Source organism: Arthrobacter sp. D2-10 (genome assembly GCF_054161285.1).
The window spans coordinates 3,385,614-3,401,622 of the sequence record NZ_CP096431.1; the positions used below are offsets into that span (position 1 = coordinate 3,385,614).

Below are 16,009 nucleotides of genomic sequence, written 5' to 3' on the forward strand. Positions count from 1 at the left end.
CGCAACTTCTATAGCCGCGCGGTAAAGCCGACTACTGCAAAGATGCCGAACCCACGGCTGTTCTTCCTTACAGGACGCCAAAAGCTACGTGGATGATCAACTGTGCGGGATGGGGCCCGTCCCGCTACACCGGCGTGAAGTGCCGGGTGATGAGCTGGGCCGGCGTTGGAGTTCCTAACCGACGGGCGCCGGCGTTGAGGTCGACTTCCTGACAACGAGTTGCGGATCCAGTTGGACGTGTCGAGGTTCAGTCCGCGTCTGTTCTATGCGTTCCAACAGCAGTTCTACTGCAGCTTCGCCTATCTGCTCGCCGTACTGATCGATTGTGGTCAGGGAAACGAGGGGGTGGCCTGCAAGACCGATGTTGTCATAACCGACAACGGACACGTCTTGCGGTGTCAGGCCCCGCTCTGTGATGGCGCGCAGCGTACCGATCGCCAATGCGTCGTTTCCTGCGAAGATGGCGGTAGGAGGCGTAGCACTGTCGAGGAGGTTACGGGTCGCTTCATAGGCCTCCTGCTCGCTGATTGCATAGGCGAATTGCGGCTGCAGGGCCCGCGATGCCATTCGCTGCTCGTAGGCCTCCTGCCTCAATGCATGCGGTGGCCTCGATTCGGGCCGGTCAGCGATACCCCAAACGGTCAGGAAAGCGATCCTCTCATGACCAAGGCCTAGCAGGTGATCCATGGCCAGATAACCTCCGGCCAGATCATCATCAGTGACGGTGTCGTAGTTCTGGGACTGATCATGGCGTCCAATGAGAACCGTGGGAGCATATCGGGCGAATCGTTCCAGCCACTTCGCGCTGATATCAAGCGATATGGCGATGATCCCATCAACCTGTCGGTCAATCAGCGCGTCAAGAACTCCTTGATCGTCCCTGTGGTCTAGCGATGTGCCAATAATCAGTTGATATCCGCTACCAGCCAACTTCCGAGCAGCACCTGAGGCGACCTGAGAAAAGAACTCATTGCTCAGCTGCGGAATCGTCAAGCCGATAGCGATCGTGAAGGTCTGTCCTCGGAGACCTCGGGCACCGGTTCGAGGCCGATACCCCAGGTCGTCAATGGACCGCTGGACTCGCTCCTGCATGCTCGCGCTCACGCCGTAGGCGTTACGGATCACCTTTGATACGGCGCCCTGAGACACGCCAGCATGGGCTGCTACATCCGCGAGCGACGGCCGGCGCCTCGAGGTAGCAGGAACTTTTGCTTCGGATGACACGAGGATCCTTCTCTCTTGCTATGCCTACAGCCTCTTTCTACTGTATGGGTTCCCGGGTACATCCGCTTCATCTCTTATATCGTTTCAACTTTTTTTGTGAATCGATTGACGAAACGGTGGCGGGAGGCTACTTTAGTGGTGATGGATCTCACTTATCCATCCATCCAACGGGTCGGCGTGATGCCGATGTCGTACCTACACCTCGGCGTTACTGCGCCGAACCTCCCTAACAACGGCGCATTTGCGCCACCCCCACAACGGCGTGTTGATCGCGCCTTAACGAGAAAGGACTCGTCAAATGCGCCGAGCCTTGTATCGCCGTACGTCCATGGCCGTGGCCGCCGCTGGAGTTGTCGCCTTGAGCCTTGCCGGATGCGCCTCTGGCCCCCAGTCTGCTTCGGAGGGTGAGGGCGGAAGCGGGGATAACACCCTGACCTGGTCCGGCTTCAGCGGTGACCCGGTCGCTGCGGCCCTCATTGAGGAGTTCGAGGCTAATAACGCCGGAACCACTATCGAGTTTACTGGACTGCCCTACCCGCAGATCCTCTCTCAGATCAACACGGAACTGGTTTCGGGAACGGCTTCGGATATCGTCACGGTCTTCCCCGGCGCCGGTAACCCGATCGCTGTGCACACATTGGCTGAAGCCGGCTACCTCCAAGACCTCACGTCGCAAAGCTGGACCGGGAATTTCAATGAGGCGAACAAATCAGTGATGGGCCTGGACGGGAAGGTTTACTTCGGCGCCAACAACTTCACCATCATCCCGGCCATCTACAACGATCAGGCACTCGAGGCGCTTGGGGCGACCGCCCCGACCACGTTCTCGGAGGTCCTTGAGCTCTGCAGCTCAGCTCAGGACGAGGGCAAGGTTGCCTATGCGCTGGCGGGGGCGGCCGGTGGAAACTTCCACTTCATCCCGTATGCGCTTACTGCCACGCTCGTCTATGGGGCTAATCCGGACTTCGCCAATGAGCAGGCCGCTGGGGAAACGTCATTCAGTGACTCTGAATGGGCGACCGCATTGGAACAGTACAAGCAGATGAATGACGCAGGATGCTTCACCGCAGATGCCCTGGGCACCAGCTCCGAGGTTGCCCAGGAACAGATCGTCAACGGTGATGCAATCGGCACTGTCAACGTCAGCAACGTCCTCGCCACCCTTAAGGAGGCAGCTCCCGACGGCACGACGTTCTCCACTGCCCCGTTCCCTGCTACCGACGACCCGTCGGAAACAGTGCTTCCTGTTGGCCTCGGCGCCGGCTACGGCGTCAACGCTAAGTCGGACAACGTCGAATTGGCGATGAAGTTCATGGACTTCATCATGTCCGAGGAGGGAATGAATATCGCCCTGGAAACAGGGGGAATCTTCCCGAGCCAGCCCGTTGAAGGATATGAACCGGATCCCTCCCTTACTGGCGTCGCAGAACAGGCACAGAGCGACAAGACTGCCGCTTTCCCTGACCAGACCTGGCCGAACTCCGCTGTGAACCAGGTGTACTTCGACGAACTGCAGAAGCTGCTGGGAGACCAGACTTCCGTTGAGGACGCGCTGGCCGCCATGGACACCGCGTACACCCAGTAACACGCCAGAACCTAAACCCGGGCAGTGCGATGCCTCCCACTTAAGGCATCGCACTGCCCACCACCAAATGTGACGCAGAGACAGAGGGATGAGTCCTCATGGCAGTAGCCCCAGCCATACCCCGCACCGAGAAATCCGCCCAGCAGCGATCCCGCGGCCGACGCCGAGGTAATGGCAGCTCGCTGTGGTGGTTCATCCTTCCCGCAGCCGCACTCTATGCCTTCGCGGTAGTGGTACCGAGCGTGAGAGGCAGCGCATACGCCTTCACCGATTGGGATGGAATCTCCTCGACCGTCAACTGGATAGGGTTCGAGCAGTTCACCCGGATGCTCTCCGACCCCAACGCGGTGACAGCGATCAAGAACACACTGCTCATCGCGGTCGCTGTCACCGTCATACAGAACGTGCTCGGACTCCTCATCGCACTCGGTGTGAACTCGCGTATCAAATCTCGCAACGTACTGCGAGTGACCATTTTCGCCCCCGTCGTGATCACCTCCATCGCCGTCGGCTTTTTGTGGAAGAACCTTTTCAACCCTGCCGGAGGTATCAACGAGGCGCTGGAGTCCGTTGGTCTTGGTGCCCTGGGCCAGAACTGGCTGGGTAATCCAGATGTCGCTCTTTGGGCCATTATCTGCGTGGCGATCTGGCAGTTCGTCGGGTATTCCATGGTGATTTTCCTCGCGGGCCTTCAGGGAGTACCTGATGAGCTCCTTGAAGCCGCAGCGATCGATGGAGCTGGACCCATCCGGCGGTTCTGGTCGGTTATCCGCCCCATGCTGGCTCCAGCAATCACGATCAATGTGATGCTGTCGATCATCGGCGGCCTGAAGATGTTCGACCAGGTCTTCGTTATGACCCAGGGCGGTCCTGGCGGCGCGACGAACACCATCTCAACACTGATTTATTCGAACGCGTTCCAGTTGGGCCGATTCGGCTATGGCGCCGCCCTCGCGGTCGTGCTGACGATATTCGTTGCCCTCGTTTCGGCCATCCAGTACCGGCTTCTGAATCGGAAGGAAAGCTGAGATGTTCAGATACTCGTGGCGTACAGCCATTCTCGAACTTGTCATGGTCGTCGTGGGGCTGGTGTTCCTGTTCCCGGTCTACACCCTCGTCGTTCTCTCACTGAAAGCGCCCAACGATGCAAGCGGCACGTTCGCTTTGCCCTCGCAGCCGACGCTTCAGAACTTCTCTCAAGCCTGGCAGCAGGGCGGTCTTGGCGGTGCGCTGATGAACAGTGCGATCGTCACGATCACTTCGATTGCATTCATCGTGGTCCTCTCCGCTGCTGCCGCCTACCCGCTATCCCGCGTCGGCGCTCTCTGGTCAAAATTTACATACTTCGCATTCCTTGCCGGCCTGCTGCTGCCAGTTCAGCTCGGTCTGCTGCCCCTGTACCAAACCGTCCGCGACCTAGGGCTCCTCGGAACCCTCACGGGCGTCATCTTGGTCACCGTAGGCGCGGCCATGCCGTTCGCGATCTTCCTCTACGCAGGATTCATGCGAGCACTACCATCGGATTACGAGGAAGCGGCAGCCCTTGACGGCGCCAGCCCTTTCCGCACGTTCTGGTCCGTCGTCTTCCCGCTGGTCAGACCGATCACCGGTACTGTCATCATCCTCACCGCTGTCGCTACCTGGAATGACTTCCTCACCCCGCTCCTCTATCTCTCGGGTTCGAACCAGCAGACCATCCCGGTGGCCGTCTACAGCTTCGTGGGCCAGTACGGGGCGCAGTGGAACCTGATCTTCGCCGGCATCATCATCAGCATCCTGCCGATTCTGATCGCGTACTTCCTGATGCAGAAGTACATCGTGCAAGGCTTCGCCGGTGGGCTGAAAGGCTGACCCGATCGGTGATCAAGGGCTTCCGCCTGCCGATCACACTCACAAAGTGCACACAGCCCGCCTGGTCCACCATGCGCAGGCCGCGCTCCAGGCACAGAGCCCTGTCCATACTCCCCCACGCCTCAGGCCTGACTTCAACTGCCAGAGTTATCAAAGGAAACACCATGCTCGAAGCCGCAACAATGATCACCGCGGACGATCACCGAGAAGCCGCCGTCGTCCTTGCCCGGACTGTCCAGCTCCGCCAGAGAGTTGAGTTGGTCTCGGCCACGCTCCGGGCCACCGCTCACGGAGTTTATGAAGCCCGCATAGGAGGCCATCCCGTCTCGGACGCCCTCCTCTCGCCGGGCTGGACGTCCTACGAGTGGCGCCTCCAGGTACAGGAATTTGACGTCACCGACCTTATCCATGACGGTGCGGAGTTGGAGGTGCTCCTGGCGAACGGGTGGTACCGCGGTGATCTAGGCTTCGAGAACGCCAACGCCAATTACGGAGAGGAGATCGGTTTCGTCGGTGAACTCGAGTTGCGCTATGCCGATGGCAGCTCCGAACGCATAGTCACCGACCAGTCCTGGAACGCCCGGACCAGCGACAGCCCGGTGGCTAGCCTCTACAACGGACAGACAATCGATGCCCGCCGGCGCGGCAAAAGCACTGTGCTGCCCCTGCGGCACATCGACTTCGACCGTTCAACTCTCATCGCGCAGGTCGGTCCGCCGGTAGTACGGCAGGAAACCCTCAAAGCGCAGCGCATTTGGACCTCACCAAGCGGTAAAACGCTGATGGACTTCGGGCAGAACCTCGTGGGGTGGCTGCGTGTGAAGGTTCAGGGACCGGCGGGGGCCGAGATCACTATCCGGCACGCCGAAGTCCTCGAACATGACGAGCTCGGGACCCGACCGCTGCGTGGAGCAAAGGCCACCGATACGTTCATCCTCTCAGGTGGAGAGGATCTGTTCGAGCCCACCCTTACCTTCCACGGATTCCGGTACGCCGAGATCAACGGGTGGCCCGAGGGCTTGAGCATGGACGGAATCGAGGCCGTGGTCGTGCACTCGGAAATGCGCCGTACCGGCTGGTTCGAGTGCTCTAATGACCTGGTGAACCAGCTTGTCAGCAACTCAATCTGGAGCCAGAAGGGCAACTTCCTCGATGTGCCCACTGACTGCCCACAGCGCGACGAGCGTTTGGGTTGGACCGGTGACATCGCGGCCTACGCAGCAACGGCAACATACCAGTTCGAGACCGCCGATCTGCTGCATAAGTGGCTGTTGGATCTGGCCGAAGAGACCCGTCACAGCAAGCACGGGGTTCCCCACGTTGTCCCTGACGTGCTGAAGTACGCCAACTACCCCCCCGAACACGCAGAGCTCGAAGAGCTCATCTCCGGGCCCAAGACCATCTGGGGCGATGCGGCCGTCTGGGTGCCCGAAGCGCTCTGGCACTCTTACGGCAACCTTGACCGGCTCGCCGAGCACTACCCCGGAATGGTGCTCCACCTCGAGTCAGTGCTCCCCCGACTTTCCGACAATGGCGTGTGGGACCAAGGCTTCCAGTTCGGTGACTGGCTCGACCCCGACGCAGCCCCGGACGAACCATGGAAAGCAAAGGCCCATCCAGGCGTCGTCGCGACGGCATGCCTGTACCGCTCCGCCATCTTCGCGGCCGAAACAGCCGGGCTGCTCGGCAAGGACGGCGACGCCGAACGCTGGCGGGAACTGGCACAGCAAACCCGCGCAGCCTTCAACCAGGCCTACGTCACCGCTGATGGGAGGATCACCTCCGATTGCACCACCGTCTACACGTTGGCGGTCTGCTTCGGCCTGCTGGACGAGCGTCTGGTGGAAGCAGCCGGTGACAGGCTCGCCGAACTCGTCCGGGCCTCCAATTACCGCATCTCGACAGGCTTCGCCGGCACTCCTTTCATCAACCGTGCACTGACAATGACCGGCCATGTGGAAGAGGCGTACGCGCTGCTCCTGGAGACTGGCAACCCGTCATGGCTCTATCCCGTCACGATGGGTGCAACCACGATTTGGGAACGCTACGACTCCATGCTCGAGGACGGGACCATCAACCCCGGTGATATGACCAGCTTCAACCACTATGCCCTCGGAGCCGTCGTGGACTGGCTTTACACAACAGTGGCTGGTCTGCGCCCGGCTGAGCCTGGCTACTCCCGGTTGCTGCTACAGCCTACCCCCGGCCCAGGCCTCGACTACGCCAAGGCAAGCTTGGATACCCCCTATGGTCGCGCCGAATGCGGCTGGGCATTGAACGGAGATCACCTGACGATCGACGCGCTCGTACCCGACGGCGTCACAGCTGACGTTGTCCTGCCCGACAGCACAAAGCAGACCGTCGGCCCGGGCCGGCACAGCTTCACGGTCAGCATGATCGCCGCGGTCTAGGAGCCTTGACGGCCCGTCTGACAAAGTCGATCCGCTTTCGTCGCACCCGAACTCGTCCCCTGGGGCCCACCCGCTCTGGTCCCCGCACTGAACACTGAAGGAAGAAGGACGCCAATGGACACCGTGGCACCTCTTGATCAAGCAACCACCGAACACCTCACAGGACTACTGAGCCGCCTCGATCTTGAGGAGAAGGTCCAGCTCCTGACCGGACGTGATCTGTGGTCCACATGGCCTTTGGAGAAGATTGGGCTTCGCTCCATCGTCTTCTCCGACGGCCCATCGGGTGTGCGCGGCGAGGTCTGGGATGAACGGCAGCCGTCCATGAACTTCCCCTCCGCCACAGTGATCAGCTCCACGTGGGATCCGGCAATAGCTGACCGTCTCGGAGCCGGGTCCGCCGTCGAGGCGAGACGTAAAGGCATCGACGTCGTCCTAGGTCCGACGATCAACCTCCACCGTTCGCCCCTGGGCGGACGGCACTTCGAGGCCTTCAGCGAAGATCCTGTCCTTACCGGCGAACTTGCAGCCGCGTACGTCGCTGGAGTGCAGCGCAACGGAGTGGGCGCAACTCCCAAACACTACGTCGCCAACGATTCCGAGACAGATCGATTTACGGTGGACGTGCAGGTAGCGGACCGGCCGTTGAGGGAGCTGTACCTTCTGGCCTTCGAGAAGGCGATCGTCCAGTCGCGGGCGTGGCTGGTGATGAGCGCCTACAACTCGATCAACGGTGCCACGGCGAGTGAAAATGACCTGCTGGAAACCCCGTTGAACAGCGAGTGGGGTTTCGACGGCGTGGTCATCAGTGACTGGACGGCCGTGCGGAGCATTAACAGCGCTCGGTATCAGCAGGACCTGGCTATGCCAGGACCCTATGGCGCCTGGGGTGCGGCTCTGGTTGATGCGGTGAAGGCAGGCGAGGTCGAGGAGGCAAGCATCGACCGTAAGGTGTTGCGGATCCTGCAGCTCGCTGCCCGGGTAGGAGCGCTCGAAGGTTTCGAACCGGTCAGCGCCGAGCCGGTGGACCGGGAAGACCTCGTGGCGTTTACACGGGAAGTTTCAGCGGCCGGCACCGTGTTGGTCAAGAACGACGGCCTGCTGCCGCTCGATCCCGCCACGGTAACCACGGTGGCAGTCATTGGACACAACGCCCTGCATGCTCGCACCCAGGGTGGCGGATCGGCCACCGTGGTCCCGGAAAAGGTCATCTCCCCGCTCGAGGGTCTCCGGAACGCCTTCAGTGGTGCGGAAGTCGGCTACAGCCTGGGAGCCGTGGTGCAGGAAGGAGTGGCTGAATTGCCCCTCCAGCAGCTGCGAAACCCGACCACAGGCACGGAGGGCATCCGGGTGTCCTTCCTGGACGCCAACAAGAACGAGCTGCACGGCGAAGACCGCTATTCCACGTCCCTTGTCTGGTTTGGCGGTGACGCACCCATCGCTGAATCGTCCACCCTCCAACTCCACACGGTATTCACCCCCCAAGAGTCCGGCGTCGTCCGGCTAGGTATCGCTACGGTAGGGCGTTGCCGGATTTTCGTGGACGAGACCATGGTCCATGACGTCGCCATCGCGCCGCACGGCAATGACTTCGCTGAAGCCTTCCTGGCGCCCCCATCGTCCTCGGTCCCCGTGACCGCAACAGCCAACGAACCCATGACCATCCGCGTGGAACTCGAAACCGATGACCGGGTAGGTCCCCTTGCCAGCGCCCTAAGCATCTTCTTGGGAACCGAACCGGCCGATACCGACCCCGAAGTACTGATCACCGAAGCAGTCGCTGCCGCCAAGGGTGCCGACGTCGCCGTGGTTGTGGTGGGAACGAACTCCCGCGTCGAGTCAGAAGGCTACGACCGCACCACACTGGCGTTACCCGGACTACAGGACCGATTGGTATCCGCGGTTGCGGCCGCAAACCCACGCACCGTCGTCGTAGTGAATTCCGGCGCCCCGGTCCTTCTGCCCTGGCGGGATGAGGTTGCGGCCACTCTCATCGGATACTTCGGCGGACAAGAATTTGGCAACGCCATTGCCGACGTCATCACCGGCCGTACCGAACCCGGCGGCCGGCTCCCGACAACCTGGCCCGCAACCCAGGAAGACGTCCCGGTCATCAACGTGACTCCCAGCGCCGAAGGGAAACTCAGCTATGACGAGGGCATCCACATCGGGTACCGAGCATGGCTCAAATCCGGCACCGTACCGGCCTACGAATTCGGCTACGGCCTCGGATACACCACATGGAGCATCGACGCGGTCGCAACACTCCCGGGTGCGTCCGCGGGCGAAGTGCTGCCGCTGGAGGTAACCTTGTCCAACACTGGCTCGAGACGGGGCAAGCAGGTAGTTCAGGTGTACGCCGAAAAGGATGACTCTGCTGTGGATCGTCCAATCCGCTGGCTAGTTGCATCCACCGCTATCGAAGTTGACGGTGGGGGGACTGCCAACGTAAATATCGACGTTCCCACCCGTCTCCTTGCCCACTGGGACAACGGTTGGCAGTACGAGGAAGGGAACTATCGTCTGCTGATCGGTACGAGCGTCACAGATTTACCCCAGGCTGCCACGATCAGCTTGACAAGATCCGCCGCTTCCCCGCTCGACCCGCAGAAGTGATTCACCGACGCTGTGGATTATGCCTTGGGCAGCACTTCCAGGGCATAACCCACAGCGTAGCCCGCGACCTCGCGGGCAATCCTGGCAGTCACGTTCATTTCTGGCGTTGAGATCACATCCGTTCGAGCGGATCATTGACACTTATCGGGCCTGCCGGTATCTTTGAAACGTTACAATGAAACGATTCAAGTTCGATGTTCATCCCTGCAGGTGGCACCGCTGCCCCAGCAGAAGTACATAAACAGAATGGCGAAGCACCCCCGGACGCCAGCACCAGATGGAGACACACATGGTTGACTTAAGCGGCATTACACCGACCCTGGAGAACCTCGCTATCGAGGTGCCGTCCTGGGCTTACGGCAATTCCGGAACCCGTTTCAAGGTGTTCCAGACACCGGGCACCCCGCGCACTGTGCAGGAAAAGATCACAGACGCCGCCAAGGTTAACGAACTGACCGGCCTGGCTCCCTCTGTTGCCCTGCACATCCCCTGGGACAAGGTCGAGAACTACTCGGAGCTGTCGGACTTCGCGCAGGGCCTCGGCATCAAGCTGGGCACGATCAACAGCAACACCTTCCAGGACGACATCTACAAGTTCGGTTCCCTGACCCATAGTGACCCGTCCGTGCGCAACAAGGCCCTGGACCATATGTACGAGTGCATTGACGTCATGAATGTCACCGGCTCCCAGGACCTGAAGATCTGGCTGGCCGACGGTACCAACTACCCCGGGCAGGGTGACATGCGCTCACGCCAGGACTGGCTGCATGACTCCCTGCAGAAGGTCTACGCCCGCCTGGGCGATGACCAGCGCATGGTCCTCGAGTACAAGTTCTTCGAGCCGGCTTTCTACCACACCGACGTTCCGGACTGGGGCACCTCCTACGCCCACACGCTGGCCCTGGGCGAGAAGGCGTTTGTCTGCCTGGACACCGGCCACCATGCACCCGGCACCAACATCGAGTTCATCGTGGCGCAGCTGATCCGTCTCGGGAAGCTCGGATCCTTCGACTTCAATTCCCGCTTCTACGCCGACGACGACCTCATTGTGGGATCGGCAGATCCGTTCCAGCTGTTCCGCATCATGTACGAAGTTGTCCGCGGCGGCGCGCTCGATCCCGCCAGCAACGTCGCGTTGATGCTGGACCAGTGCCACAACCTCGAAGAGAAGATTCCCGGGCAGATCCGCTCGGTGCTCAATGTCCAGGAGATGGCCGCGCGTGCGCTGCTCGTCGACCGCGCCGCGCTGACCAAGGCGCAGGAGGCCGGCGACGTACTCGGCGCCCATGCCCTCTTCATGGATGCCTTCTACACCGACGTCCGTCCGGCGCTCGCGCAGTGGCGTGAATCCCGCGGCCTCCCCGCGGACCCGATGGCTGCCTACGCAGCCAGCGGCTACCAGGAAAAGATCAATGCAGACCGCCAGGGCGGGCAGCAGGCAGGATGGGGCGCGTAACGATGGAGAACGCAGTGAGCACAGTAAACAGCACAGTCCAGGCTCTCATCGAGCGCTCCAACCGGCTGGGAGCGGACAAGCGCAACACCAACTACGCGGGCGGCAACACGTCCGCGAAGGGCTCCGACACCGACCCGGTAACCGGTGAGAACGTCGAGCTGCTGTGGGTGAAGGGCTCCGGTGGTGACCTTGGCACGCTCAAGGAGCAGGGTCTGGCCGTGCTGCGCCTGGACCGCCTGCGCGCCCTGACCAACGTCTACCCGGGCCTTGACCGCGAGGACGAGATGGTCGCCGCGTTCGATTACACCCTGCACGGCAAGGGCGGCGCCGCCCCTTCGATCGATACCGCCATGCACGGCCTCGTCGACGCCGCGCACGTTGACCACCTTCACCCGGACTCCGGTATCGCGATTGCGACGGCGGTCGACGGCGAAGCGCTCACCGAGAAGATCTTCGGCGACAAGGTGGTGTGGGTTCCCTGGCGCCGTCCCGGATTCCAGCTCGGCCTGGACATCGCCGCGATCAAGGCCGAGAACCCGCAGGCCGTGGGCACCATTCTCGGTGGGCACGGCATTACCGCCTGGGGCGAGACCTCCGAAGAGGCCGAGAATAACTCCCTGTGGATCATCGAGACCGCCGAACGCTACATCGCCGAGAACGGCCGCCCGAACCCGTTCGGTGAACCCCTCGAGGGCTACGCGGCGCTCGCACCGGAGGAGCGCCGCGCGAAGGCAGCGGCGCTGGCGCCGGTGATCCGCGGCCTGGCTTCCACCGACCGGGCGCAGGTCGGGCACTTCACCGACGACGACGCCGTCCTGGACTTCCTGAGCGCCTCCGAACATCCACGGCTGGCAGCCCTGGGCACTTCCTGCCCGGACCACTTCCTGCGCACCAAGGTCAAGCCGCTGGTCCTGGACCTGCCGGCAGATGCTTCCATCGAGGCTTCCGTTGCCCGCCTGAAGGAACTGCATCAGGAGTACCGCGAGGACTACCGCGGCTATTACGAGCGCCACGCCGAGTCTGATTCCCCGGCCATGCGCGGAGCCGACCCCGCGATCGTCCTGATCCCCGGCGTCGGAATGTTCTCCTACGGGGCGAACAAGCAGACCGCCCGCGTCGCAGGCGAGTTCTACATCAACGCCATCAACGTCATGCGCGGCGCCGAGGCGATCTCGACCTACGCACCGATTGATGAGTCGGAGAAGTTCCGCATCGAATACTGGGCGCTGGAAGAGGCAAAGCTCGCGCGGATGCCCAAGCCCAAGTCCCACGCCACCCGCATCGCGCTGGTCACCGGCGCGGCCTCCGGCATCGGCAAGGCCATCGCCACCCGCCTGGCCGCTGAGGGTGCGTGCGTGGTCATCGCCGACCTGAACCTCGAAAACGCTGAGAAGGTAGCCGACGAACTCGGCGGCTCCGACGTCGCGATCGGCGTGCAGGCCGACGTGACCAGCCCCGAGCAGGTTCAGCAGGCGATCGACGCAGCCGTCCTGGCCTTCGGCGGGCTCGACCTCGTGGTCAACAACGCCGGCCTGTCCATCTCCAAGCCGCTGCTCGAGACCTCCGAGAAGGACTGGGACCTGCAGCACAACGTGATGGCCAAGGGCTCGTTCCTGGTCTCGAAGGCCGCCGCGAAGGTCCTCATCGACCAGGAGATGGGCGGGGACATCATCTACATCTCCTCGAAGAACTCCGTCTTCGCCGGCCCGAACAACATCGCGTACTCGGCCACCAAGGCAGACCAGGCCCACCAGGTGCGCCTGCTCGCCGCTGAACTCGGTGAGTACGGTGTCCGGGTCAACGGCATCAACCCCGACGGCGTGGTCCGCGGCTCCGGTATCTTCGCCGGCGGCTGGGGCGCCAAGCGCGCCGCGGTCTACGGCGTCGACGAGGAGAAGCTGGGCGAGTACTACGCCCAGCGGACGCTCCTCAAGCGCGAGGTGCTTCCGGAGAACGTGGCGAACGCCGCCGTCGTACTCACCTCCGCCGAACTGTCCCACACCACCGGGCTGCACGTCCCCGTCGACGCCGGCGTCGCCGCCGCGTTCCTCCGCTAAGTTCCGTCGATGAGTTCGAAGCCTGCGGTCTACGCAGCCATCGATATCGGCGCCTCATCCGGCCGGGTCATCCTCGGCCGGATGAGCGCCGACGGCCCGGAGCAAACGGCGCCCGATCGGCAGATACAGATGGAAGTAGTGCACCGGTTTCCGAACGGAGCAGCCCCCTCCGAGGGTGGCCTTCGGTGGAATTTTAATGCGCTTCTCGAGGAAGTCCTCACAGGTCTGCGGGAAGCGGCGACAGTTGCAGCCGCTCGAGGTGAACACATTGCCAGTATCGGTATCGACACGTGGGCAGTGGACTACGGCCTGGTCAACCCTGCAGGTGAACTGCTCGCTCAGCCGTTCAGCTACCGGGATGATCGCGTTAAAGGCTCTGTCGAGAAGGTGCACGAAAAGGTCGACCACGCGCGCCTTTACAGCACCACCGGGCTGCAGTTTCTCCCCTTCAACACCATCTACCAGTTGGCGGCTGAGCGGAACCTGGACGAGGTGCAAGCCCTACTCATCCCTGACCTGCTCGCCTACCGGCTGACAGGGCAACGCCGCACCGAGGTCACGAACGCCTCAACCACAGGCCTCTTCGATGCTGTTGCCGGGGAGTGGGCAACCGAATTCTTCGATGCCCTCGAATTGCCCGCCGATCTGTTTCCGCCCTTGATAGGTCCGGGCGAACTGATCGGGAATCTAATGCCTGAGGTAGCCGACCGGACGAAACTGCCGGCATCAACGAAGGTCATCGCCGTCGGGTCTCATGACACTGCTTCGGCCGTCGCGGCGGTTCCCGCCTCGTCGCCGAACTTTGCCTACATTTCCTCCGGCACCTGGTCACTCGTGGGCATGGAATTACGGCACCCAGTACTTACCGAAGCAAGCCGGACTGCGAACTTCACCAACGAACGCGGCGTCGACCGGACCATCCGGTACCTCCGCAATGTTGGGGGCTTATGGCTCCTCAGTGAATGCCAGCGTTCATGGGCTGAAGACGGAACCGACGAAACACTGGAAGCCCTCTTGGCTGCCGCGGCAGCACTGCCCCCGGGTGGTCCTCAGATTGATGCGGACTCGGATGCCTTCGTACCCCCCGGTGATATGCCGCAGCGCATCCAGCATGCCGTCGGCGATAGTCAGTCCCCACTTCTGCAGCACCCTGCAGCAATAGTGCGTTGCATCCTCGACAGTCTCGCAGTTGGATACGCCCGGACCCTTGCCGATGCCGAAACCCTGACGGGCGTGGAAGCGGAAGTAGTCCACATTGTAGGAGGGGGATCGCAGAACCAGCTTCTATGTCAGTTGACCGCTGATGCTACGGGTAAACCGGTGATAGCGGGGCCGGTTGAAGCCACAGCGTTGGGCAACATCCTCGTTCAAGCCCGCGCCAACGGCCATATCGAGGGGAATTTGAGCACCCTGAGAAGCCTGGTGGCAGCAGGAAGGGCTCGGACCCACTACGAACCTCGTTCATCTGCGTTGCCCCTCAATACCGAATCGGCAGTGTCCCTATCGAAGGACTTATCCCATGACTAAGCGCCAACTTCCCGTACCCTCGGAAATGCTCGAGTTGATGCAGTTCAAGAAGCTCGAGCTGAACGGTAAGAAGCGGCGACTTGATTCCGCTCTTACCATCGCGGATCTGCGTACATTCGCCAAGCGCCGCACCCCAAAGGCGGCCTTCGACTATACCGACGGTGGTGCGGAGGGAGAGCTGTCGCTCAACCGTGCCCGGCAGGCGTTCGAGGACATTGAGTTCCATCCCTCGGTGCTCCGCCCAGCTGAACACGTGGACACCTCCGTAGAGATCCTCGGCGGGCCCAGTGCGTTGCCGTTCGGTATCGCACCGACCGGTTTCACCCGGCTCATGCAAACTGAGGGCGAGACCGCAGGTGCCGGTGCAGCCGCAGCTGCGGGCATCCCCTTCACCCTGTCCACCCTCGGCACCACCTCGATCGAGGACGTCAAAGCCGCCAACCCGCAGGGACGCAACTGGTTTCAGCTCTATGTGATGCGGCAACGGGAAATCTCCTACGAACTGGTCCGCCGCGCCGGTGAAGCCGGTTTCGACACCCTCATGTTCACCGTCGACACCCCCGTGGCGGGCGCACGCCTGCGTGACAAGCGCAATGGCTTTTCCATCCCACCACAGCTGTCGATCGGAACCATCCTCAACGCTGTCCCGCGCCCATGGTGGTGGATTGACTTCCTGACCACCCCAAAGCTTGAATTCGCATCCTTGAGCGATACCGGCGGCACCGTCGGAGACCTGCTCAACGCGGCAATGGACCCCACCATCAGCTACGACGACCTCGCCATCATCCGCGACCTATGGCCAGGCAAGATCCTCATCAAGGGCGTGCAGAACGTTGAGGACTCAGTCCGCCTGGTAGATATGGGAGTCGACGGGATCATCCTGTCCAACCATGGCGGGCGGCAGCTCGACCGGGCGCCCGTCCCCTTCCATCTGCTCCCGCAGGTAGTTCGCGAAGTTGGCCGTGATGCCACCATCATGATCGATACCGGCATCATGAATGGCGCGGACATCGTGGCCTCCCTCGCCCTCGGCGCGAAGTTCACCCTCATCGGACGAGCTTACCTATACGGACTGATGGCCGGCGGCCGCCAAGGCGTCGACAAGACCATTGCGATTCTGCGGGACGAAATTGAACGGACCATGCGCCTGCTCGGCGTCTCCCACCTCGGTGAGTTGGAACCCAAGCACGTCACCCAACTAACTCGCCTTGTACCGGTAACCACAGCAGCGCGGGCGCAGAGCGCCGTCCTGGGTTAATAAACGCGTCCGTTACCGGCAACC

The 16,009-nt window shown here is 61.9% G+C and carries 10 protein-coding genes; 9 read left to right on the top strand and 1 reads right to left on the bottom strand.

Annotated elements, in window-relative coordinates; translation table 11 throughout:
• Positions 1 to 174: 174 nt before the first annotated feature.
• Positions 175 to 1,224: a LacI family DNA-binding transcriptional regulator gene (locus tag M1D74_RS15835; RefSeq protein ID WP_458115942.1), complete on the bottom strand. Its 1,050-nt coding sequence runs from the start codon at positions 1,222 to 1,224 to the stop codon at positions 175 to 177.
• A 298-nt stretch (positions 1,225 to 1,522) separates the two neighbouring features.
• Here M1D74_RS15835 and M1D74_RS15840 point away from each other — a divergent pair, with 298 nt between their 5' ends.
• The 9 genes from M1D74_RS15840 (at position 1,523) to M1D74_RS15880 (ending at position 15,985) form a co-directional block, all read left to right on the top strand.
• Positions 1,523 to 2,809: an ABC transporter substrate-binding protein gene (locus tag M1D74_RS15840; RefSeq protein ID WP_458115943.1), complete on the top strand. Its 1,287-nt coding sequence runs from the start codon at positions 1,523 to 1,525 to the stop codon at positions 2,807 to 2,809.
• 98 nt (positions 2,810 to 2,907) lie between these two features.
• Positions 2,908 to 3,837 carry a carbohydrate ABC transporter permease gene (locus M1D74_RS15845; RefSeq protein ID WP_458115944.1) on the top strand — a complete coding sequence of 310 codons (930 nt, stop codon included), beginning with the start codon at positions 2,908 to 2,910 and terminating at the stop codon, positions 3,835 to 3,837.
• A 1-nt stretch (position 3,838) separates the two neighbouring features.
• On the top strand, positions 3,839 to 4,660 hold the full coding sequence (locus M1D74_RS15850; RefSeq protein WP_458115945.1) for a carbohydrate ABC transporter permease: 822 nt from the start codon (positions 3,839 to 3,841) through the stop codon (positions 4,658 to 4,660).
• Positions 4,661 to 4,824: 164 nt separating this feature from the next.
• Complete coding sequence (locus M1D74_RS15855) at positions 4,825 to 7,071, top strand: family 78 glycoside hydrolase catalytic domain (RefSeq protein ID WP_458115946.1); 2,247 nt, start codon at positions 4,825 to 4,827, stop codon at positions 7,069 to 7,071.
• 114 nt (positions 7,072 to 7,185) lie between these two features.
• Positions 7,186 to 9,687, top strand: coding sequence for a beta-glucosidase (locus M1D74_RS15860; RefSeq protein ID WP_458115947.1), 2,502 nt, complete (start codon positions 7,186 to 7,188; stop codon positions 9,685 to 9,687).
• 289 nt (positions 9,688 to 9,976) lie between these two features.
• Complete coding sequence (gene rhaI, locus M1D74_RS15865) at positions 9,977 to 11,143, top strand: L-rhamnose isomerase (RefSeq protein ID WP_309070226.1); 1,167 nt, start codon at positions 9,977 to 9,979, stop codon at positions 11,141 to 11,143.
• A 2-nt stretch (positions 11,144 to 11,145) separates the two neighbouring features.
• Complete coding sequence (locus tag M1D74_RS15870; protein WP_458115948.1) at positions 11,146 to 13,200, top strand: bifunctional aldolase/short-chain dehydrogenase; 2,055 nt, start codon at positions 11,146 to 11,148, stop codon at positions 13,198 to 13,200.
• 9 nt (positions 13,201 to 13,209) lie between these two features.
• The gene (locus M1D74_RS15875; RefSeq protein ID WP_458115949.1) at positions 13,210 to 14,727 is read left to right on the top strand and encodes a rhamnulokinase; all 1,518 of its coding nucleotides are present in this window, start codon (positions 13,210 to 13,212) and stop codon (positions 14,725 to 14,727) included.
• A complete protein-coding gene (locus M1D74_RS15880) occupies positions 14,720 to 15,985 on the top strand; it encodes an alpha-hydroxy acid oxidase (RefSeq protein WP_458115950.1) in 1,266 nt (421 codons plus the stop codon). Before M1D74_RS15875 ends, M1D74_RS15880 begins: the two co-directional genes overlap by 8 nt.
• Positions 15,986 to 16,009: the final 24 nt, after the last annotated feature.

Coding starts and splice junctions, on each gene's coding strand:
- M1D74_RS15840 (WP_458115943.1), top strand. CDS start 1,523: ATGCGCCGAGCCTTGTATCGCCGTACGTCCATGGCCGTGGCCGCCGCT.
- M1D74_RS15845 (WP_458115944.1), top strand. CDS start 2,908: ATGGCAGTAGCCCCAGCCATACCCCGCACCGAGAAATCCGCCCAGCAG.
- M1D74_RS15850 (WP_458115945.1), top strand. CDS start 3,839: ATGTTCAGATACTCGTGGCGTACAGCCATTCTCGAACTTGTCATGGTC.
- M1D74_RS15855 (WP_458115946.1), top strand. CDS start 4,825: ATGCTCGAAGCCGCAACAATGATCACCGCGGACGATCACCGAGAAGCC.
- M1D74_RS15860 (WP_458115947.1), top strand. CDS start 7,186: ATGGACACCGTGGCACCTCTTGATCAAGCAACCACCGAACACCTCACA.
- rhaI (WP_309070226.1), top strand. CDS start 9,977: ATGGTTGACTTAAGCGGCATTACACCGACCCTGGAGAACCTCGCTATC.
- M1D74_RS15870 (WP_458115948.1), top strand. CDS start 11,146: ATGGAGAACGCAGTGAGCACAGTAAACAGCACAGTCCAGGCTCTCATC.
- M1D74_RS15875 (WP_458115949.1), top strand. CDS start 13,210: ATGAGTTCGAAGCCTGCGGTCTACGCAGCCATCGATATCGGCGCCTCA.
- M1D74_RS15880 (WP_458115950.1), top strand. CDS start 14,720: ATGACTAAGCGCCAACTTCCCGTACCCTCGGAAATGCTCGAGTTGATG.